General features: G+C 43.9%; 17 protein-coding genes. 8 read left to right on the forward strand and 9 right to left on the reverse strand.

Going from position 1 to position 17199, the window contains the following annotated elements; genetic code table 11:
- Positions 1-19 precede the first annotated feature (19 nt).
- Complete coding sequence (locus tag QUA01_RS21300) at positions 20-1030, forward strand: cysteine peptidase family C39 domain-containing protein (RefSeq protein WP_333090271.1); 1011 nt, start codon at positions 20-22, stop codon at positions 1028-1030.
- Positions 1031-1204: 174 nt separating this feature from the next.
- Here the strand turns inward: QUA01_RS21300 and QUA01_RS21305 are convergent, their stop codons facing one another.
- Both QUA01_RS21305 and QUA01_RS21310 read right to left on the reverse strand, forming a co-directional pair.
- Positions 1205-1447 (reverse strand): hypothetical protein, encoded by a 243-nt coding sequence (locus QUA01_RS21305; RefSeq protein ID WP_333090269.1) that lies wholly within the window; start codon positions 1445-1447, stop codon positions 1205-1207.
- A 26-nt stretch (positions 1448-1473) separates the two neighbouring features.
- A complete protein-coding gene (locus QUA01_RS21310) occupies positions 1474-2499 on the reverse strand; it encodes an isochorismatase (RefSeq protein WP_333090268.1) in 1026 nt (341 codons plus the stop codon).
- A 208-nt stretch (positions 2500-2707) separates the two neighbouring features.
- On the opposite strand from QUA01_RS21310, the gene QUA01_RS21315 reads away from it, so the two are divergent.
- Positions 2708-3379, forward strand: a complete 672-nt coding sequence (locus QUA01_RS21315) for a TVP38/TMEM64 family protein (protein WP_333090265.1) — start codon at positions 2708-2710, stop codon at positions 3377-3379.
- 16 nt (positions 3380-3395) lie between these two features.
- Positions 3396-4931 (forward strand): mercuric reductase, encoded by a 1536-nt coding sequence (locus QUA01_RS21320; RefSeq protein ID WP_333090263.1) that lies wholly within the window; start codon positions 3396-3398, stop codon positions 4929-4931.
- Between the two features lie 268 nt (positions 4932-5199).
- Here the strand turns inward: QUA01_RS21320 and QUA01_RS21325 are convergent, their stop codons facing one another.
- The 4 genes from QUA01_RS21325 to QUA01_RS21340 form a co-directional block, all read right to left on the reverse strand.
- Positions 5200-5790, reverse strand: coding sequence for a Uma2 family endonuclease (locus tag QUA01_RS21325; RefSeq protein ID WP_333090262.1), 591 nt, complete (start codon positions 5788-5790; stop codon positions 5200-5202).
- Between the two features lie 72 nt (positions 5791-5862).
- Complete coding sequence (locus tag QUA01_RS21330; RefSeq protein WP_333090260.1) at positions 5863-6240, reverse strand: hypothetical protein; 378 nt, start codon at positions 6238-6240, stop codon at positions 5863-5865.
- Between the two features lie 4 nt (positions 6241-6244).
- Positions 6245-7093, reverse strand: coding sequence for a phosphatase domain-containing protein (locus QUA01_RS21335; protein WP_333090259.1), 849 nt, complete (start codon positions 7091-7093; stop codon positions 6245-6247).
- Between the two features lie 156 nt (positions 7094-7249).
- Positions 7250-8335, reverse strand: a complete 1086-nt coding sequence (locus tag QUA01_RS21340) for a T4 RnlA family RNA ligase (RefSeq protein ID WP_333090256.1) — start codon at positions 8333-8335, stop codon at positions 7250-7252.
- A gap of 189 nt (positions 8336-8524) precedes the next feature.
- Between QUA01_RS21340 and QUA01_RS21345 the strand changes: the two genes are divergently transcribed.
- Both QUA01_RS21345 and QUA01_RS21350 read left to right on the forward strand, forming a co-directional pair.
- Positions 8525-9085 (forward strand): hypothetical protein, encoded by a 561-nt coding sequence (locus QUA01_RS21345; protein WP_333090255.1) that lies wholly within the window; start codon positions 8525-8527, stop codon positions 9083-9085.
- A 392-nt stretch (positions 9086-9477) separates the two neighbouring features.
- On the forward strand, positions 9478-10506 hold the full coding sequence (locus QUA01_RS21350) for a hypothetical protein (protein ID WP_333090253.1): 1029 nt from the start codon (positions 9478-9480) through the stop codon (positions 10504-10506).
- A gap of 76 nt (positions 10507-10582) precedes the next feature.
- Here QUA01_RS21350 and QUA01_RS21355 read toward each other — a convergent pair whose 3' ends face one another.
- Positions 10583-11023, reverse strand: a complete 441-nt coding sequence (locus QUA01_RS21355; protein WP_333090251.1) for an MAG6450 family protein — start codon at positions 11021-11023, stop codon at positions 10583-10585.
- Complete coding sequence (locus QUA01_RS21360) at positions 11024-11479, reverse strand: Panacea domain-containing protein (protein ID WP_333090249.1); 456 nt, start codon at positions 11477-11479, stop codon at positions 11024-11026.
- Between the two features lie 544 nt (positions 11480-12023).
- On the opposite strand from QUA01_RS21360, the gene hemC reads away from it, so the two are divergent.
- From hemC to glgA, 3 genes are all read left to right on the forward strand, one after another.
- Positions 12024-12995, forward strand: coding sequence for a hydroxymethylbilane synthase (gene hemC, locus QUA01_RS21365; RefSeq protein WP_333090248.1), 972 nt, complete (start codon positions 12024-12026; stop codon positions 12993-12995).
- Between the two features lie 351 nt (positions 12996-13346).
- Positions 13347-14171 carry a S1C family serine protease gene (locus QUA01_RS21370; protein WP_333090246.1) on the forward strand — a complete coding sequence of 275 codons (825 nt, stop codon included), beginning with the start codon at positions 13347-13349 and terminating at the stop codon, positions 14169-14171.
- Positions 14172-14765: 594 nt separating this feature from the next.
- Positions 14766-16160 carry a glycogen synthase GlgA gene (glgA, locus tag QUA01_RS21375; protein ID WP_333090245.1) on the forward strand — a complete coding sequence of 465 codons (1395 nt, stop codon included), beginning with the start codon at positions 14766-14768 and terminating at the stop codon, positions 16158-16160.
- 359 nt (positions 16161-16519) lie between these two features.
- On the opposite strand, the gene QUA01_RS21380 is transcribed toward glgA, so the two are convergent.
- Positions 16520-16948: a DUF1824 family protein gene (locus tag QUA01_RS21380; protein WP_333090242.1), complete on the reverse strand. Its 429-nt coding sequence runs from the start codon at positions 16946-16948 to the stop codon at positions 16520-16522.
- Between the last annotated feature and the right edge of the window lie 251 nt (positions 16949-17199).

The raw sequence follows: 17199 nt of genomic DNA on the forward strand, positions 1-17199 counted from the left end.
TGAATTCATGGAAATATTGTTGACACTGCTACTGGGTTCGGTGCTGTTTGTCTGGGGAATGCGCTTTGGAAAGCTGTTAGTTCGATCGGGAGTGACGGCTAAGGATTTGTTTAAGGGCAGAAATTCTCTCGCCCTGCTGTTTTTGGGTTTCTACTTTGCCTTGCTGCTGCTGGCTCTAAATCTGCCGCAAATGCCTGCTTTGCCGATCGAGTGGCGCGTGCACGGGATGCAGGTTACTTGGACTTTGCTCAGGGTGATGCTGATGGGAGTCTGCGGTGTTGGGTTTAGTATAAGTTGGCTGACGGCGCGATCGCAAGTAATCGCAGTAATTTTAATTGGCTTGCTGGGATTGGGCGGATTTACCAGCGCTGAGGCTTATTTTCTCGCGCCAATTTATGATGATTTAATTGATAATTTGCAACCAAACGGTGTATTTCGGCAAACTTCTAGCAGCAGTTGTGCACCGGCGGCGCTAGCAACAGTATTGAGAATATGGGGAATGGATGCGACGGAATCAAGTGTAGCGCGTTTGGCGGGCACGAGTCGTTTGGGCACTTCGATGCCGCAGTTGATTGTAGCAGCGAGGGGGTTGGGTGTAAATGCGATCGAACTAGCGCCCACTTGGGAGCAAATCCAGCAAATTAATCGCCCCGGAGTGCTAGCATTTTGGCTGTTTGACGGCCCGCGCAAGCTACCGCACGCAGTAGCTTTGCTGAGAATGAACGACAGCTTAGCAGCCATTGGAGACCCGGCGCGGGGCAAGATTTTCTATTTAGACAGAGCAACTTTTGCCTTAGTTTGGCGGAATGAATACGTGCCGATTTTTCGCTCTGCCGATATCTTGTTAAGTGACAAACAGGCGATCAATTTTTTGACAAAATTAGGATATAATAGTGGCGATTTAAAAGCAGATATCGAGCGATTTCAAACCGATAAAAAATTGCCAATCAGCGGCAAGTTAGATAGGATAACTGAATTAATGTTGAGCGGCCCTTTTTTAGAAGGCGTGCCGAGATTGGATGGGAAATAATTAGATTATAGGAATTAATGAACCGCAGAGAACGCAGAGAGCGCTGAGAGAGATATAGCATTTCGAGCTCTCATATGAGGTGCCGCTGGCCTCCGTGGGCATAGGGCATAGGGCTATCCTCACCACGCTTGAGAACCGCTATAGAGAGTTTTTTGGGCAAGTTAGATTCGATCATCAATCAGTTGATAAATATTGGCGCAAAGCTGCAATGACATCCTCGGCTGACTGCTGTCGAAATTTGCCTGCACGGAAATCATCCAAGGTTTTTTTTGCATCCGCAGCTATTTCTGCACGACGATTTTCGCGGTGACGGCTTTGGAGAATTTTTATCAACATTTCCTGCTGTTCGTAGGTTAGGTTTAAAGCAGTTTCTAGCACTTGGTCAAGGCTATTCAGATCATTAAATACTAATGTCATAGTCCTAGCCTGTTGCTAACTTATCTTTATTCTAGCTGAAACTGAGTAGATTTAACCACATTCATTCCCGCCGCAGCAAATCTTTGAAAAGCCGCATCTGCTGCTTCGGTAAAATCAACAACACCCGGAACAACCACCGGCGAAGTGCAATCTTCCAACAAATAAACCTTCTGTGCCAACTCCGAATCTCGCGCCAAAATCTCCGCCAGCAAATCATCAATCGTCCAAGCAACGCAATGACTCTTTGCTTGTCCCGCAATAATTACCGCATCAAAACCTAGCAACTTATCAATAAACTTAGCATTTTTTTCAGCAATAGAAACCCCATCCGGCCCGTCTAAAACTTCCGGCCGCAAAACCGAATAGTTTTCAGTTAAGGGATTGCCGCCCTTAATTTCAAAAAGTGCTTGACTTTCGCGGGCGATGCTGTGAAAAAATATCGCTTCTTCCACAGCAGAAACCAAGGCGTGTCCGATGCCGCCTAACATTGAATGATAGGGCCAAATTGTCAAGGGAAATTTGCCGTCATCGCTGAGTTTCTGCACGTAGTGGAGAGCGTGTTTTTCCAGGGCCGAAAAATTGCCACCGCTGATGCTGTCGGCGACGGCTGGATTAACTTTCCAAATACCTTTTTGCACATCTTCCAAAGTAATTAATGTGGCGGCTGGTTGCGGGTGTTCGCCTGCATCATTTATCCAAAAAATCGGATGAAAAATTTGCATCGCCGTATGGGTGTCCATTGTCGGCGCAATAGTTGTAATTCTATCTAAATTGCGGTAAATGAACTCGCACAAGCGCAGGTTGTCGTCTACTGCACCGCTACCGGAACGCCCGCCTACAAATAGTTCAAATTCCGGCAAACAAAAAGTATTTTGGGCATCGATTATCAACAAACAAATGCGGTTTCTGTCCCTGGCTGCGGGCGGGATTTCGTGCTGTTTCGCCCAACTTTTAGCTTGAAAAGCCCGTTCTTGGTAAGGTACGCGCCAAACTTCGCCTACTTTTTTTGCCTCGAAATATTCAGGAATTGGGAGTTGCTTTTTTGCTATCATAGCCTGTCTATTTTAGAGTGAGTTGTAACAATAACTTAAATAACCTCTCATTCTCTGATATCTGTCTCAGCGCCCTCTGCGTCCTCTGCGGTTCAAAAAAAATGCTCTATACTCTCATATAATACAAATAACTATTTACGGGTGAATTACGCCACCAGAACTAAACCACAATTCTTCACCTAAAAAAAACAATCAAAAATTGTTGTTTTTGTCGATCGCCCTTTTCATCCCTCTCTTAATTGTAGCAACTAAATCTCCCTACGTTCAACAACTTTTAACAACTGTTTTAAGCCAAATCCAGGATTTAGGCATTTGGGGCCCAGTCGCTTTCATCGCTACCTACAACTTAGCCACTATACTGTTTGTACCTGGTTCCGCCCTCACCCTCGGAGGCGGAGTGCTGTTTGGCCTGTGGTGGGGCTCCATCTACGTGTTTGTCGCAGCAACTGTAGGGGCTACCTTTGCTTTTGCGATCGGGCGATACCTGTCGCGCGATCGCGTGGTAAAATACATGGAAGCTCACCCGAAGTTCAAAGCCCTCGATCGCGCCGTTGCTAAATCAGGATTTAAAATAGTCTTTTTAACCCGTCTTTGTCCTTTATTTCCCTTCAATTTATTGAATTACGCCTTGGGAGTTACCCAAGTTTCTTTAAAAGATTACGTGTTAGGTTCCTTCGGGATGATTCCGGGAACTTTGATGTACGTTTACTCTGGTTCATTGATAGGAGATCTTGCTGCAATTGGTATGGGAACTGAACCGACCAGTCCCCAAACAGAAGCTGTAAAATGGTCGATAAATTGGATTGGTTTTGCGGCTGCTGTCGCAGTAACTTTATATATAACTAAGATTGCTCGCAAGGCTTTGGATGAAACTATTTAATTAGGAGAATTTGCTCGTGTCGCAGTCAAAAGTCGATCGCGTAACCGTCCCCCCGATGGACGAATACAACCAAAAATTAGTCTCCTATTTGCATCCGTCAGATTGGGTGAATCCTCAGCCAGCTAGCAGTTACAATTTAGTAGTAATTGGCGCGGGGCCCGCCGGATTGATTGTGGCTGCGGGGGCGGCTGGTTTGGGTGCAAAAGTTGCTTTGATAGAAAAACATTTGATGGGCGGCGATTGTTTGAATGTCGGTTGCGTACCTTCAAAAAGTTTAATTCGATCTTCCCGCACAGTCGGCGATATCTGGAATGCTCATAAATTTGGCGTTCATCTTTCTAACAATCCAGAAGTGGATTTTTCCGCAGTCATGGAACGGATGCGCCGGATCAGATCGGGAATCAGCGATGTAGATTCTGTTGAACGCTACCAGCACAAATTAGGAGTCGATGTTTTCTTAGGTTCGGGTAGTTTCACTAGCAATTCTACCATAGAAGTTGCTGGTCAAACTCTGCGGTTTAAAAAAGCAGTAATTGCCACAGGTGCAAGGGCGCGACAACCCCGAATTCCCGGCTTACAGGAAGCTGGATATCTGACAAATGAAACTGTATTTAACCTCACAGAAAGGCCTCAGCGTTTGGCCGTAATTGGCGCTGGGGCGATCGGCTGTGAATTGGCTCAAGCTTTTCGCAGGCTGGGCTCGGAAGTCGTGTTGCTGCACAAAAATGCTCATATTTTGGACAAGGAAGATGCGGATGCTGCGACAATTGTGCAGCAGGTTTTTCTGCGGGAAGGAATTCAACTAATACTTGAATCCCAAATATCTCGCGTTGAGCAAACAAATTTAGGCAAAGTAGTTTATTATCAATCGCACAACCAGGAAGCATCGGTAATAGTAGATGAAATTATTGTGAGTGTGGGGCGATCGCCCAACGTGGAAGGATTGAATCTGGAATCTGTCAGCGTAGAATACGATACACAAAAAGGCGTATTTGTCAACGACAACTTGCAAACTACTAATCCCCGCATTTATGCCGCTGGGGACATTTGCATGAAGCATAAATTTACTCACGCTGCTGATTTTGCCGCGAGAATGGTGATTCAAAACACTCTATTTTTCGGGCGCAAAAAACTCAGCGCTTTGACGATACCTTGGTGTACTTATACAGATCCAGAAATTGCGCGCGTCGGAATGGGCGATCGCGAAATTCAAGCCCAAGGAATTGATGTCGATACATTTTTGATTCCTTTCGATAAAGTCGATCGGGCAATTATTGACGGCGAAGAGGAAGGTTTTGTGAAAATAAACGTCAAGAAAGGCAGCGATAAAATATTAGGTGCAACTATTGTAGCGCGACACGCCGGGGATATGATTAGCGAAATTACTTTAGCAATGGTTAACAATATTGGTTTAGGGAAAATTGCTAGCGTAATTCATCCGTATCCGACACAAGCTGAGGCTATTCGCAAAGCCGGAGATGCTTACAATCGTACTCGTTTGACGCCGTTTGTGAAAAATTTGTTTAACCGCTGGCTGGCTTGGACGCGATAGATAAATAATTGTGGAACAGGCATCTTAGGAATAAGAATTAAATAACTTACAATTTGATATTTCTTGTGGGATGGGCATCCCGCCCGTCATTTCTGGACGGGCAGGACGCCCATCCCACAAACTTGTGTAAATTATTTAATTTGCGATCCTTTCCTGTTCATTATCGGCTTTTATGGGCGGCGTCGAAGCCCACCACAAAATAAAATTCACTCTCTGTGGAACAGGCATCTTGCCTGTTCATAAAAAAGCTGCAAAATTAGGTGTATTTTTATGATTCTGTTTCTGTTTCTGTTTCAAATCCAACACCTTCATACAAAAGTGCGATCGGCAAATCAAACTCAATGCTTGATAAAGTGATAATCTCCCCAGCAGTGTAAGAATAGTACAGCCACATTCTCCCCTCTCCCCGACAGTAACGCTCAACAAAAATCTTTTGTGAATCAATCAAGATATACTCTTGCAAAGTCGGAATTTTCAGGTAACAAGTGAATTTTTCATCCCGATCTTTAGCACTTGTACTGGGTGAAAGAACTTCCACAATTATTTTAGGATTCTGAATGAATGTGCGGGAATTCAAGTCTTCTGGATCGCAACTGACTATCACATCAGGGTAGTAGTAACGGCTTTGAAAACTGACTTGCAATTTCACATCTGACACGTTCATCCGACAGCCTCTGGAACGCAGATGCGGGCGCAATGAAGTGTAAAAGTTAAGTGCAATATCGTTATGGGGAATTGTACTGCCTGTCATGGCAAAAACTTCGCCGTTGACATATTCGTGGCGAATCTCTTGTTGAGCTTCCCATTCGAGGTATTCCTCAACGGTCATTTTTTTGGGTGCTTGGGGAATGGCTATCATAACAAAATTTTTTTCAATCTTAGTTTGATTATAGCATTAGAGCTAGCTGCTGCCTCACCGGCACTCAATTGACTAATCAATTAAATTCAATCTATTTTCATACCCCCGCATTATCTTCTGTAATACGTGCCTTAATCTTTCAAAATCAGCATCTTCTAAAGAGAAAGTAATTGCGACCTCATCGCATTCTAGAAGAGCTATAGTATCGGAACCGAAACGAACAGTAAATCGATCGCGACTAAGAGTAACAAAATCGATGCCTGCATCTTCTGTCCAGTATTCCTCGTCCAATTCTGCATAGATGTTTTTTCTGTTAGGAACAGTCTCTTCTTCAGACTCTTCGTCTCGTGTCAGGAGGAAATAATGTTCGCCCCCTTCCGCTTCAGAAAAACCCACATACAAATTGGCTTCAATAGCATCAAAGCAAGGGGCAAAAAATTCAGTTTTCATAATTTTAAAAATCCCCTTCATCTACTTGAAAAACAGTCAATCCCAACGATCGCCACATATCAACAACTTGCTGGCGATCGTCCAGCACAAACTTAACATTATATTGCCCTGCAATATGCTGCTGATAGATTTCCTCCTTCATAATCGCATCTTTCCTCATATCCCCAGTTTTCCGCATATAAAGACTGTGATAATTCACCTCATACTGCTGCAACCATTGTTCAGTTTGAGGCTGACAGTCATCGGTTCTTCCCGACACTACAATAATATTAGCGCTGGACTGCCACTTGCGGACGGTATCTAAAACAGGCTGATTCGGTAAATCGCGATCGCACTTTGAAGCATCAAAAGGATTTCTACCATTGAGAAGTGCGAGCGTACCGTCCATATCCACAATAATTGCATCCGGCAAATCCGGGTTATATTCCGGCGGCGCAACGGGAACCCGCACATACTTATTGTACATCTTCAAAATCACATCTTTGCCCACCGAATTAAGTCTTTTTAAATCCCGTTTAATACATTCCTCCACCGGAACTTGCAGGAAAGAATCATTAACTTCTACGATAGCTTTACCCTTAACCAACTCCTTGATCTGCTCGATGTGAGGCCCAAAATTAGTATCATCAACAATTACGTGCTTGCCGCTTTCCAAAGCCATCAAAATAACCGTGTCTCTCAACTGCACAATAAACTTTTCATTAGCAGGCGACCAATGGGAAGCATGAGCCATTTCTCGCAGTAAATCTTTATTAGTACGCACCCATCTTGCAGGTTCAGACAGCAGCAATTCTCGCGCGAATTGAGATTTTCCCGAAGCAGGTAAACCGACAAGCACAACAACTCTTTTCATGGCAATAAATAATATTAACTGGTAGGGTGCGTCGCCATCAACAATCTCTAAATTTCATCGACAATCTCATGGCGACGCACCTGTGCCTACTGGGTAGGCTGGAAATTGTACACTTGCATCTTACTTGATGCGACTACAAATCATCGAGCGGTTAGTTTACAATCCTAAATGGATGTAATCCAAACCCAATAACTCCTCTATTTTATGGATCGTAACATCGCGGAGAGCTTCTTTAACTCCCGTAACTCTGCGGTTTCGCAAAGAAAACAAAATCCCCGAATACGGCAAATGTTTCACAGCAAAAGCAAAATCTTTCTGCACTTCAATCTGTTCCTGCTGTCGGTAAACTTCCTCGATTTCTTGAACTAACAATTCATATTTACTCTTAACTTTTTGATACAAATCAATCCACTCGGGAAAATAAGCTAAAAACTCTTCTCCTTCATTCATCAAAACAATTTCGATCATCCTGCGGGTCGAAAATCCTTCGCGGAGATGGGAAATCGCGACATATTGCGGAGACTTAACCTTAACTCGGTTGAAGTTAGCATCACAAATAATATACCCTTCCGAATCCATCGGATCTAAATGTTGAGATGCTTCGATAACTTCTTTCCAGCTAGTCAAAGGATAGGATTTGACTACTTTCCAGGCATATCTGTTTGCCCAAAAAAGGGGATCTGTTTCTCGCAACGTTTCAGTATTGCGAACCCCATGCAGCACGATATCATTGTATTTTTGCTGAACTACTATTCTATTATAAGGTGTCATCAACTCAAAGATAAAACACTCACCCCTTGCTTCCGGTAATTCATATCCCAATTCTTTCCAGACTTTCCAAAAAAGTTCGGCAAAGCTAAATCCAAAACCGTTAACTTCGCCGGCTGCGTCGGGAGTACCGCTAGATTGCACTCTCCATTCTTCCTGATAGAAATACATTACAATCAGAGAACCGTCTAATTTTTCGTAAACTTTGGCGCTACTCCAATCGATTGCTGCGGCGTGGCCTTCCCCGTAATTAAAAAATTTGTCGTAGGGATAAGAAACTATTTCCCAATCTTGAGATGAATCTAAAATAATGCCCCGGCACTGTTGGACTATTTTTTCGCCCAGGGGGGATTCTATCTGCGAGTATTTCAGACAGACTAAATCGGGATATTGGCGGTGGCGGGTCACTTTGATATGATAAGTTTCGCACAAAGTTTCTAATCCGTGCTGGCGTAAATACTCTTGCAGTTCCACGTTCGACTCCTAAGTTTGTCGCTTGCTCTATTTTATCGACAACTGTATATTTTGGCGAATTTGTAAACAAAAATTAAACTATTTTTTCTGGGATCCATCTGATGATTTTTGTATTGTGGAGTATCGTTGTAAATAGGTGAATTCAGTTGGGGACAAAAAGGGAATGTTTCAACATCTAGGACAAAAACAGTGAACAATAAATTATTACTTTTGGCGACTGCTGCGTGCGTGTTGACTGCTTTAGTACCTGTATCGCGAGTGTTGGGTGCGGGCGAATTGTCGCAGCGGTTGCCGGAAACCCAATCTGTGGCTGTAGCGGGTACTGCTGTCCCGGTAAGTCAAATCTTGGCAAAATTAAAAGGCAAAACACAACTGCCGATTTTTATTCCCACTCGGCTTATTGTTTCGCGGAAGCTTTACTATTACAGCCAAGCGCAACCGAATAGCTATGCTATTTCAATAGATTATACAGCAAATTGCCGGGGTGCGGGAGCTTGCAATTTTGGGGAAATTCGAGTTCAAAAAGGCGGTAAATTTTCTACGAAACTAGAAGGTGTAACTGAGAGTTTAAAAAATGTTCAACTTGCCGGCGGAATGAAAGGAGTTTTTCACAGCGGTTGCGGTGCTTACTGCACGGCATCTATTCAGTGGAAAAAACAGGGGTTTATGTATACCATATCAATTAAAAACGGAGGACAATCGGATTTAATTTTAACAGCTAATTCTGCTATTTTAGCGAGAAAAAATTAAGTTTTGCAGTGTTGGATACAGAAAATAATTATGTAGGGTGCGTCGTTTGGGCGTATCTTACTGTTATTGTATGATATGGCAGTTAGAGTGAAAAATGAGGTATTGATATCAAGTCAGTTCGATTGACGACGATAAAATTTTGTTCATTATGCGGACTTTAGTTTGCGCTACGAACCTTTTTTATGGTGGTAATCTACCGGACAGGATATGAGCAGTCAATCCTTCAATTTCTCAATCCATTAATCTAAAACTTGTAGGGCGAAATCGAAGTATCTTAAATTTAAAATCGATTGACTTCTCACCTGTTTGAGAAAGGCTATAAATGTTAACCGACAGCAAGCCGCAGCCGAATGTAATATGGTTTGTTATACTTATCTACTTGGAGGGAAATTATGATGAGGGGAAGATGGCTATTTGGGGCGATTGTTGTTGGTGTGGTTACTGCTTTGACGATCCTCTTCGATGGCTTCGCTAACGCAGTTTTGATACCATACTCAGCCCTAGCAAGAACAGAAACGCAAATAACAGAAATTCGCTGGTTTAATTATACTTCTAAAGATGGCTGGCAATCCGCACAATTTATTGTGCCCGATCGCAATACTACACAATCTGCCGGCAGCTCCAAGTTGCGGTTGTACGATGTTCATATTGCCAAGATGTTTGAGATTTCGCGTTTTTTGTGCGATCGCGATCGCACTTGGGCCGGTTACAATTGGTCTTACGGAGCCGCCAATGGCAACATTGACATGGGAAACTTCAAAATTAGCTGCAATCTCGCCCGTACCACAGCCACAACTTACGGGTTAGGGAAACCAGAAATTACAGTAATTCGCCGCAATTTCGACCTTCCAGGCGGCCAGCCATCTGTTGCTGTAGAAAAATATTCTATTCCTACTCTGAACGTTGAGAAAACTAGAGTTGTACAATGGAGAAACTTTGTCCAAAAATTTCCCCCAATTCCCAACAATTCAGGTACAAATCAAGCTAATACTCGTTTTCCAGTAAGTAACATTTCTCAGCAAATCAAAGGCAAAACACGAGTACCTGTTTTTCTACCGAGCCTACTTCCTTTATCTGACACTCAGCAACTTGATTTTGATGTGCAAGCTGGCTCCCACGGTTACATTGTTGAAATGTATTTAGGCAAAGACTGCCGCGGCGGAGCTTGTGCTTTTGGCACAATCGAAGCTAAAAAAAATGAACCGTTTTCACCTCCGTCGGAATTGCCTAGGGATTCTTATAGAAGCATTGAATTAGCAGGCGGAATGAGGGGAATTTATTTCCAGACTTGTGGTAATTACTGCATTTCTTATGTGGAGTGGCAAAGGCTGGGTGTACTTTACCGAGTAAGTCTCAAAAATGGAAGGCAGTCAGAAGTTGTTCGGATAGCAAATTCTGCACTTCAAGCTGGGTCACGTTAAATTTTGCGGGTAAATGGAAAAGGTACGCGCGCGTTTCCGCATCCTAGGGAATCGATATTTTCATTACTCATAAACTTTATTCGGGACAAACTGAATGATTGCGGTCAAACCAAATGATGTAGTAAACAGACTGAACGCGAAACCCAAATATCCGTTTTTTCTCATCAATTCGCATTTCTGATAACCTCGCATCTTCAGGAAGATTGTCAGGAAAAGTCGGATGCTTGTCAATCAACTTATAACCCATTCCCACTGATTCACCTCGTTTTTTTGATCCGTGACATCGGATTTGGGCCCAAGTATATTTCTCAATTTTCTTTAGTCCTTCAATTAGGTCATTGATTTCTGATGATGTCCAGTCAGACAAAACCCAACGATTTTTATCTGCATAGGTAAATCTGAAGCTAGGATGCTCATCATCTGCAGTGCTTGGTCGATTTAACTGAGTTGCTTGCTCTGGAATTCTACTTGGTTGCTTTTTTTGAGATGGCTTTAGTATTTGACTTTTTTTCCCCACTTACGCCTCCACAAAAGGTGCATAGTAGCATTTCATATCCTCGTGGGAGATGATTTTAGTTGATTTTTCAGCAGGTTCTAATCCCTTGCGGGCGTTTAACCAAGGCATCTCTGAGTGCGTTAACTCGACCAAATATTTAGCACTTAATTCTCCATAAGCATTCCAAACTTCTTCGAGGACTTCGAGTTCATCTTCCTCAAATTCTTTTTCAAAATTATCGGGAGTGGGAATATCCTTGTATTTGTAAGCTTTGTATTCATTCCAAACATCGCGGACAACTGGGCCGGAAACCCAAGCTTCAATATCTCCATCAAATAGCGGCTGGCTTCTAAAGACTAAACTCCAAGCTTGTGCATAATACACGAGCTTTTGCAGTTTCAGAGGAGAAATGGTATCGCCTGCTTCTCGATCGACACGGCATAAAAAGTAACGAGCTACGTCAAGAGCACTTTTCATAGTTTTAGGATTTTAGTAATTTGACAAATTCACTTTTGATGCTAAGCTATTTGGTGGCTTTAGAAGTACGATCGCAATTACGATCGCTCTTTTTCCCTCGCCACTACATTTTTCTCTCCAAATCTCGCAACCTTTGAGCTAATTCTTTCTCGCTGCTGCTGAGCTAACTCCTCATACCAACCAGGTTAATCCGGCTCGACCCAAGGTAAATCTTACATCGCCAGCAGCCTTTGCTTCGGAATGTCGATCGCAAGAGAGTGCAAGCGACGCCCAATGCTGGATGGGAAACATCATCAAGGCTCACTGCTACTGGCGGTCATAAAATTTTAGATTTTAGATTTTAGGTTTTAGATTGGCAATGGCTTATTATGTAAAGGTTTGGAGCTTGCCTACCGTTGCATCCTTTTTTCAAACAGGCGCTCAAAATCTGGTACTTCTATTTTATCACGCGAATTATCCCAACCAGCAATTAAAGTCCCCACCTGCGGTACGCTAGATCAGGTGAATATACTGGCTCATTTCAAGCTATCCTGCGATCGATCTTATGTCCCCAACCACATCTGCCCCCTCCCGAACCGTCCGCATCGGTTCCCGCAAAAGCCAACTCGCTCTAGTGCAAACCCACTGGGTGCAAGCAGAGCTACAGAAACACTTCCCGGAACACACTTTTGAAGTCCACACCATGTCCACTCAAGGGGACATAATTCTTGATGTCGCCCTCGCTAAAATCGGCGACAAAGGACTTTTCACCAAAGAATTAGAAACGGGAATGCTCAACAATGAAACGGACTTTGCCGTTCATTCCCTCAAAGATTTACCTACCAATTTGCCCGAAGGTTTAATTTTAGGATGCGTCACCGAACGGGAAAATCCCGCTGACGCCTTGGTAGTTAACTCCAAGCACAAAGACAAGCAACTAGACACCCTCCCCGCAGGTTCCGTAATCGGCACTTCTTCGCTGCGGCGGCTGGCTCAACTGCGGCACCATTTCCCTCATTTTGAATTTAAAGATATTCGCGGCAATCTCAATACTCGACTCGCAAAATTAGATGATGGCGGTTACGACGCCATTATTCTAGCAGTTGCAGGATTGGAAAGATTGGGAATGGGCGATCGCATCCATCAAATTATCCCTGCTGAAATCTCCCTTCACGCCGTCGGCCAAGGTGCCTTGGGCATCGAATGCCGCGCTGGAGATACAGAAATCATGGCAGTGATCAAAGCTCTCGAACATACGGAAACCGCCCAAAGATGTTATGCCGAACGCGCATTTCTGCGGGAATTAGAAGGCGGCTGTCAAGTACCAATCGGCGTCAATACCAAAATAGAAAACGGTCAATTAACCTTAACCGGAATGGTATCGAGTCTTGACGGCCAGCGCTTCGTCAAAGATACTGTTTCCGGCGCTGCCGAGACTGCTGAAATGCTGGGAATTGATCTCGCTCACCGCCTGCGCGAACAGGGAGCCAGCGAAATTTTGGAGGAAATTTTTATCGAAGTTCAACGCGGTTCCTAAACCAAGTCAGCATTTATTTGTCAAGGCGCTTAAACGCGAAATATCGCCTTTTATTGAAAAAAAATAACTGGCGGTTCGCTTTGACAAAAACGAGTAAATTAGCAGTATTTTTCTAGGTGTTGGATGGGAATTTTAGAGAAAATTGTGGATGATTTCACAAATATCTGACTAATTGAGGGCTGCTGTTAAGAAACCAGGTTTATGGATGAATGCCGGGGTGCAAAGCCTAGGATTTTTAGGAAAAACCGGGTTTCTTGGGTCTTAGTCTGATTCTTGTCAACATACCAATCCAAAATCTACAATCAAACATCCAAAATAAATCAGCAATCTATTTTAGGGAAAGGCAAAAACATGAGCGCTAGAGCAACTCAATTAAAGCTGGAAGTGAAAAAAGTTCAGGAACTTTATCGCAAAATGCAGGCTGACCAAAAAGCTTTGCAGCAGCAATTGAAAGAGTTCAAAACTCAAGCAGGAAGTTTCTCGGATGTCGTCGAACAAATCTTGCCGTCGATAGTTTCAGTTTACGTGATGGATTGGGATACAAAACAAGAAATTTCTTCGGGAAGCGGCTTTTTTGTATCGCCGGATATAATCGTCACTAACTATCATGTAATCGAAGATATTGCGGATGAAGATTACTTCTATGAAGAAGATGAAATCGAACAGGTTTTAGTGGAAACTAATGATGGAAAGTTGAGATTGGCGGAGGTGGTGTTTACTGGTAATGCCGAAGAAGATTTAGCATTACTCTTGATTAGCGATTTTACCTTCGATCCGGAAACAGGGGAACAAGTGGAATCTCCCCAAGAGCATCCTCCTTTAGAGTTATCTTTTGATGTAAAAGTGGGCGATCCGGTAATTGCGGTGGGTAATCCTTTGGGACAGTTTGCTGCAACTTTAACTCAAGGTATTATTAGTGCAATTCGCGAACCTGACGAGTCTGAGGAAGGGGAGGAAGAAGATCGGGTTGCTGAGGTGAAGGTGTTGCAAACTGATGCGGCGATTAATCCGGGAAATTCCGGCGGGCCGCTGATTAATATGGCAGGTCAAGTGGTTGGGGTGAATGTGTGGGGATTGGAGGATGCTGATAGTATTAATTTGGCGATCGCTTCGGTCGCTTTGGATGACTTTTTAGCTGGATTTGAGGAAAGTTTTGAGGAAGATTCTCAAAATTAGTCGGGAATTGTTGATAGATTTTCCAGATTTGTAGGGGCGGGTTTACGCAGATATTTGACACCAAACGACAAATGATCAAAACCCGCCCCCACCCATAAATTAACAATTAATTGAATTTAACGCTGAGGTGAGGATGATTGTTCGGGGTTATTTGATAAAAACCCCATAGCTTTTTTATCCCCAAATTTCAGGAGATGTAGGTATTTAGGAAAAAGCCTTTTATTTTTACGCACAGTGCGAATTTTTGTAACAATAATTTACACGATCGCCCCAGCGACATAGATAGTCAGGTGCAATAGGTGCGATCGCTACTGGCAATTGGCAGTGTTTGTATCCCAACTATCTGCCGGCATCCGATATGGCAGAAACTCCATACTTCCTACCTTGAAAGTCGATTGCAGACTGGAGATTTGAAACTTGAGATTTGATATTTCCTTCACAGCCTCGACTAACTGTTTAAAGGGATCGCTAACATTTTTTGCTTAACCACCGACAATAGAGATTTATACTTGTTTTTGGACAGCGCGTTAACATTGTGTCCCTCGCCATTTAAACTTAATCTAGACTAACTATCCCAAGGAACACACAAAAATAATGCGAATTTTATTTGTATCTGCCGAAGCAGCACCCCTGGCCAAAGTTGGTGGCATGGGCGATGTCGTCGGCGCTTTGCCTAAGTTTTTGCGGCGCATGGGACACGATGTCCGCATCTTCATGCCCTACTACGGCTTCGTTCCCGACAAAATGGACGTTCCCAAAAAACCTGTTTGGAATGGGGCGGCGATGTTCCAAAATTTCTCAGTCTTTGAAAGTGTTTTGGCGGGAACCGATGTACCTTTATACTTATTGCAACATCCATCTTTCTTGCCGCGCCGCGTTTACGGCGGTTTAGATGAAGATTGGAGGTTCACTTTTTTTGCTAATGCTGCCGCTGAATTTGCCTGGAATTACTGGAAACCCCAGATTATCCACTGTCACGACTGGCACACGGGGATGATACCTGTTTGGATGAAGCCTGACCCCGATATCAGCACGGTTTTTACTATTCACAATTTAGCTTATCAAGGGCCGTGGCGCTGGCGTTTGGAACAGATGACTTGGTGTCCTTGGTATATGCAAGGCCACAATACAATGGCTGCTGCAGTACAGTTTGCCGATCGCGTAAATACAGTTTCGCCAACCTACGCCGAGCAAATCAAAACCCCAGCTTACGGCGAAACTTTGGAAGGTTTGCTGTCTTACATCGGCGGCAAAGTTTCGGGAATTTTGAACGGAATTGATACAGAATCTTACAACCCAGCAACTGACAAGTACCTCCACCAACAATTCAGTGTTGATACGCTAGAAAAGCGCCCAGCTAACAAAATTGCCCTGCAAGAAGAAGTCGGTTTGGAAGTGAATAAAGGTGCCTTTTTAATCGGCATGGTGACGCGGCTGGTAGAACAGAAAGGATTGGATTTGATCATTCAAATGCTCGATCTGTTTATGGCCTATACCGACGCTCAGTTTATTGTACTCGGAACGGGCGATCGCTACTACGAAACCCAACTCTGGCAAATGACAGCCCGCTATCCCGGTCGGATGTCCACCCAATTGCTCTACAACGAAGCCCTCTCCCGTCGCGTTTACGCAGGCTGCGACACCTTCCTGATGCCCAGCCGTTTCGAGCCCTGCGGCATCAGCCAAATGCTCGCCCTCCGCTACGGCTGCGTGCCAATGGTGCGCCGCACCGGCGGTTTAGTCGATACCGTTTCCCACAATAACCCGATCGACAATACTGGTACAGGTTACTGCTTCGATCGCTACGAGCCCCTCGACTTGTTCACCTGCATGATCCGAACATGGGAAAGTTTCCGCTACAAAGATAAGTGGAAAGAACTGCAACAGCGCGGCATGAGAGAAGATTTTGGGTGGGATATTTCTGCCAAGAAATATGTCAATTTGTACAGCGACATTTTGGGGATATCGCCCGAAGAAAATGCACCCTAACCAGAAGAGCCAGAATTAATCGTTGGTAAGGGTTAATCTTAGTACAATAAGGTTCAGTTAAAACTATTTATTCCTCGGAGATCCCCCTCGCATCCCCCTTAAGAAGGGGGACTTTCAGTAAGTTCTTGTCCCCCCCTTTTTAAGGGGGAGTAGGGGGCAAGCTAAGGGGGGATCGAGCTGAACTGAACCGTATTGAATCTTAGTAAGGTGCGTCAGTCGGTGTTTGATTCGACTGAATCGAGGGGCGATCGGCTGACGCACCCGAAAGCTTAGTCCGCAGTCGGTTTTTTATTCAATTTAATTGATCGACTGACTACTGACTACTGACTACTGACTAATGACTGCTGACTCCTGACAAATTAATCAACAAATAAATCGAGAGGTAAATGGCCGTAAGTCCCGCTAACTCCATCTTCAGAGGAAAATTGACACGACACTAAAACTCCTCGGTAAGTTCCCGGATAACCATCAACATAATAGGAACCCTTCAAAGTATTGAACTTAATATAAACCGAACCGGTAAAGGTCGAACCAGTATTTGGATCTAAAACAGCTTGATATCCGAAAGCTTTCAAATAAGCTTCTAAAGCTAAAAAACCCTCATCCGTCGAAGCAGCGCAAACTCCCAGCATTTGATAATCCGACAAACTTGCTACTAGCAAAATCGCTTGACGCAACGCCTGTTTTTCCAGCGGCGACGCTACAGATTGCATATCCAGACAAGTAAAATCTTTGAGGATTTGCTGTGCTGCTTCAACAGTCAGGGTAGTCGGGTTTTGAGTAGACATGAATTGCTCTGATATTTACCAAAAGTACGATCGACACTCGGGCACTCGTCAACGGATTTCTGCCATTGCAACCCTCGATCGACGGCGGTAACACTCGCGCCAGCCCCGATTATAGCCTAATTGTGGATCGGGAAATCATTTTGGGCGATCGGCCTACTGCCTCGCACAATCTACCTAGATTCCCCAAAAATATCACAAAAATGTCAACTTAGCTAAATTTTCCTCTGTTAAAAGTATACACAAAAAGCACA

Source organism: Microcoleus sp. S36a_B3 (assembly GCF_036700745.1).
In the GTDB taxonomy this organism is placed as follows: Bacteria; Cyanobacteriota; Cyanobacteriia; order Cyanobacteriales; family Microcoleaceae; genus Microcoleus.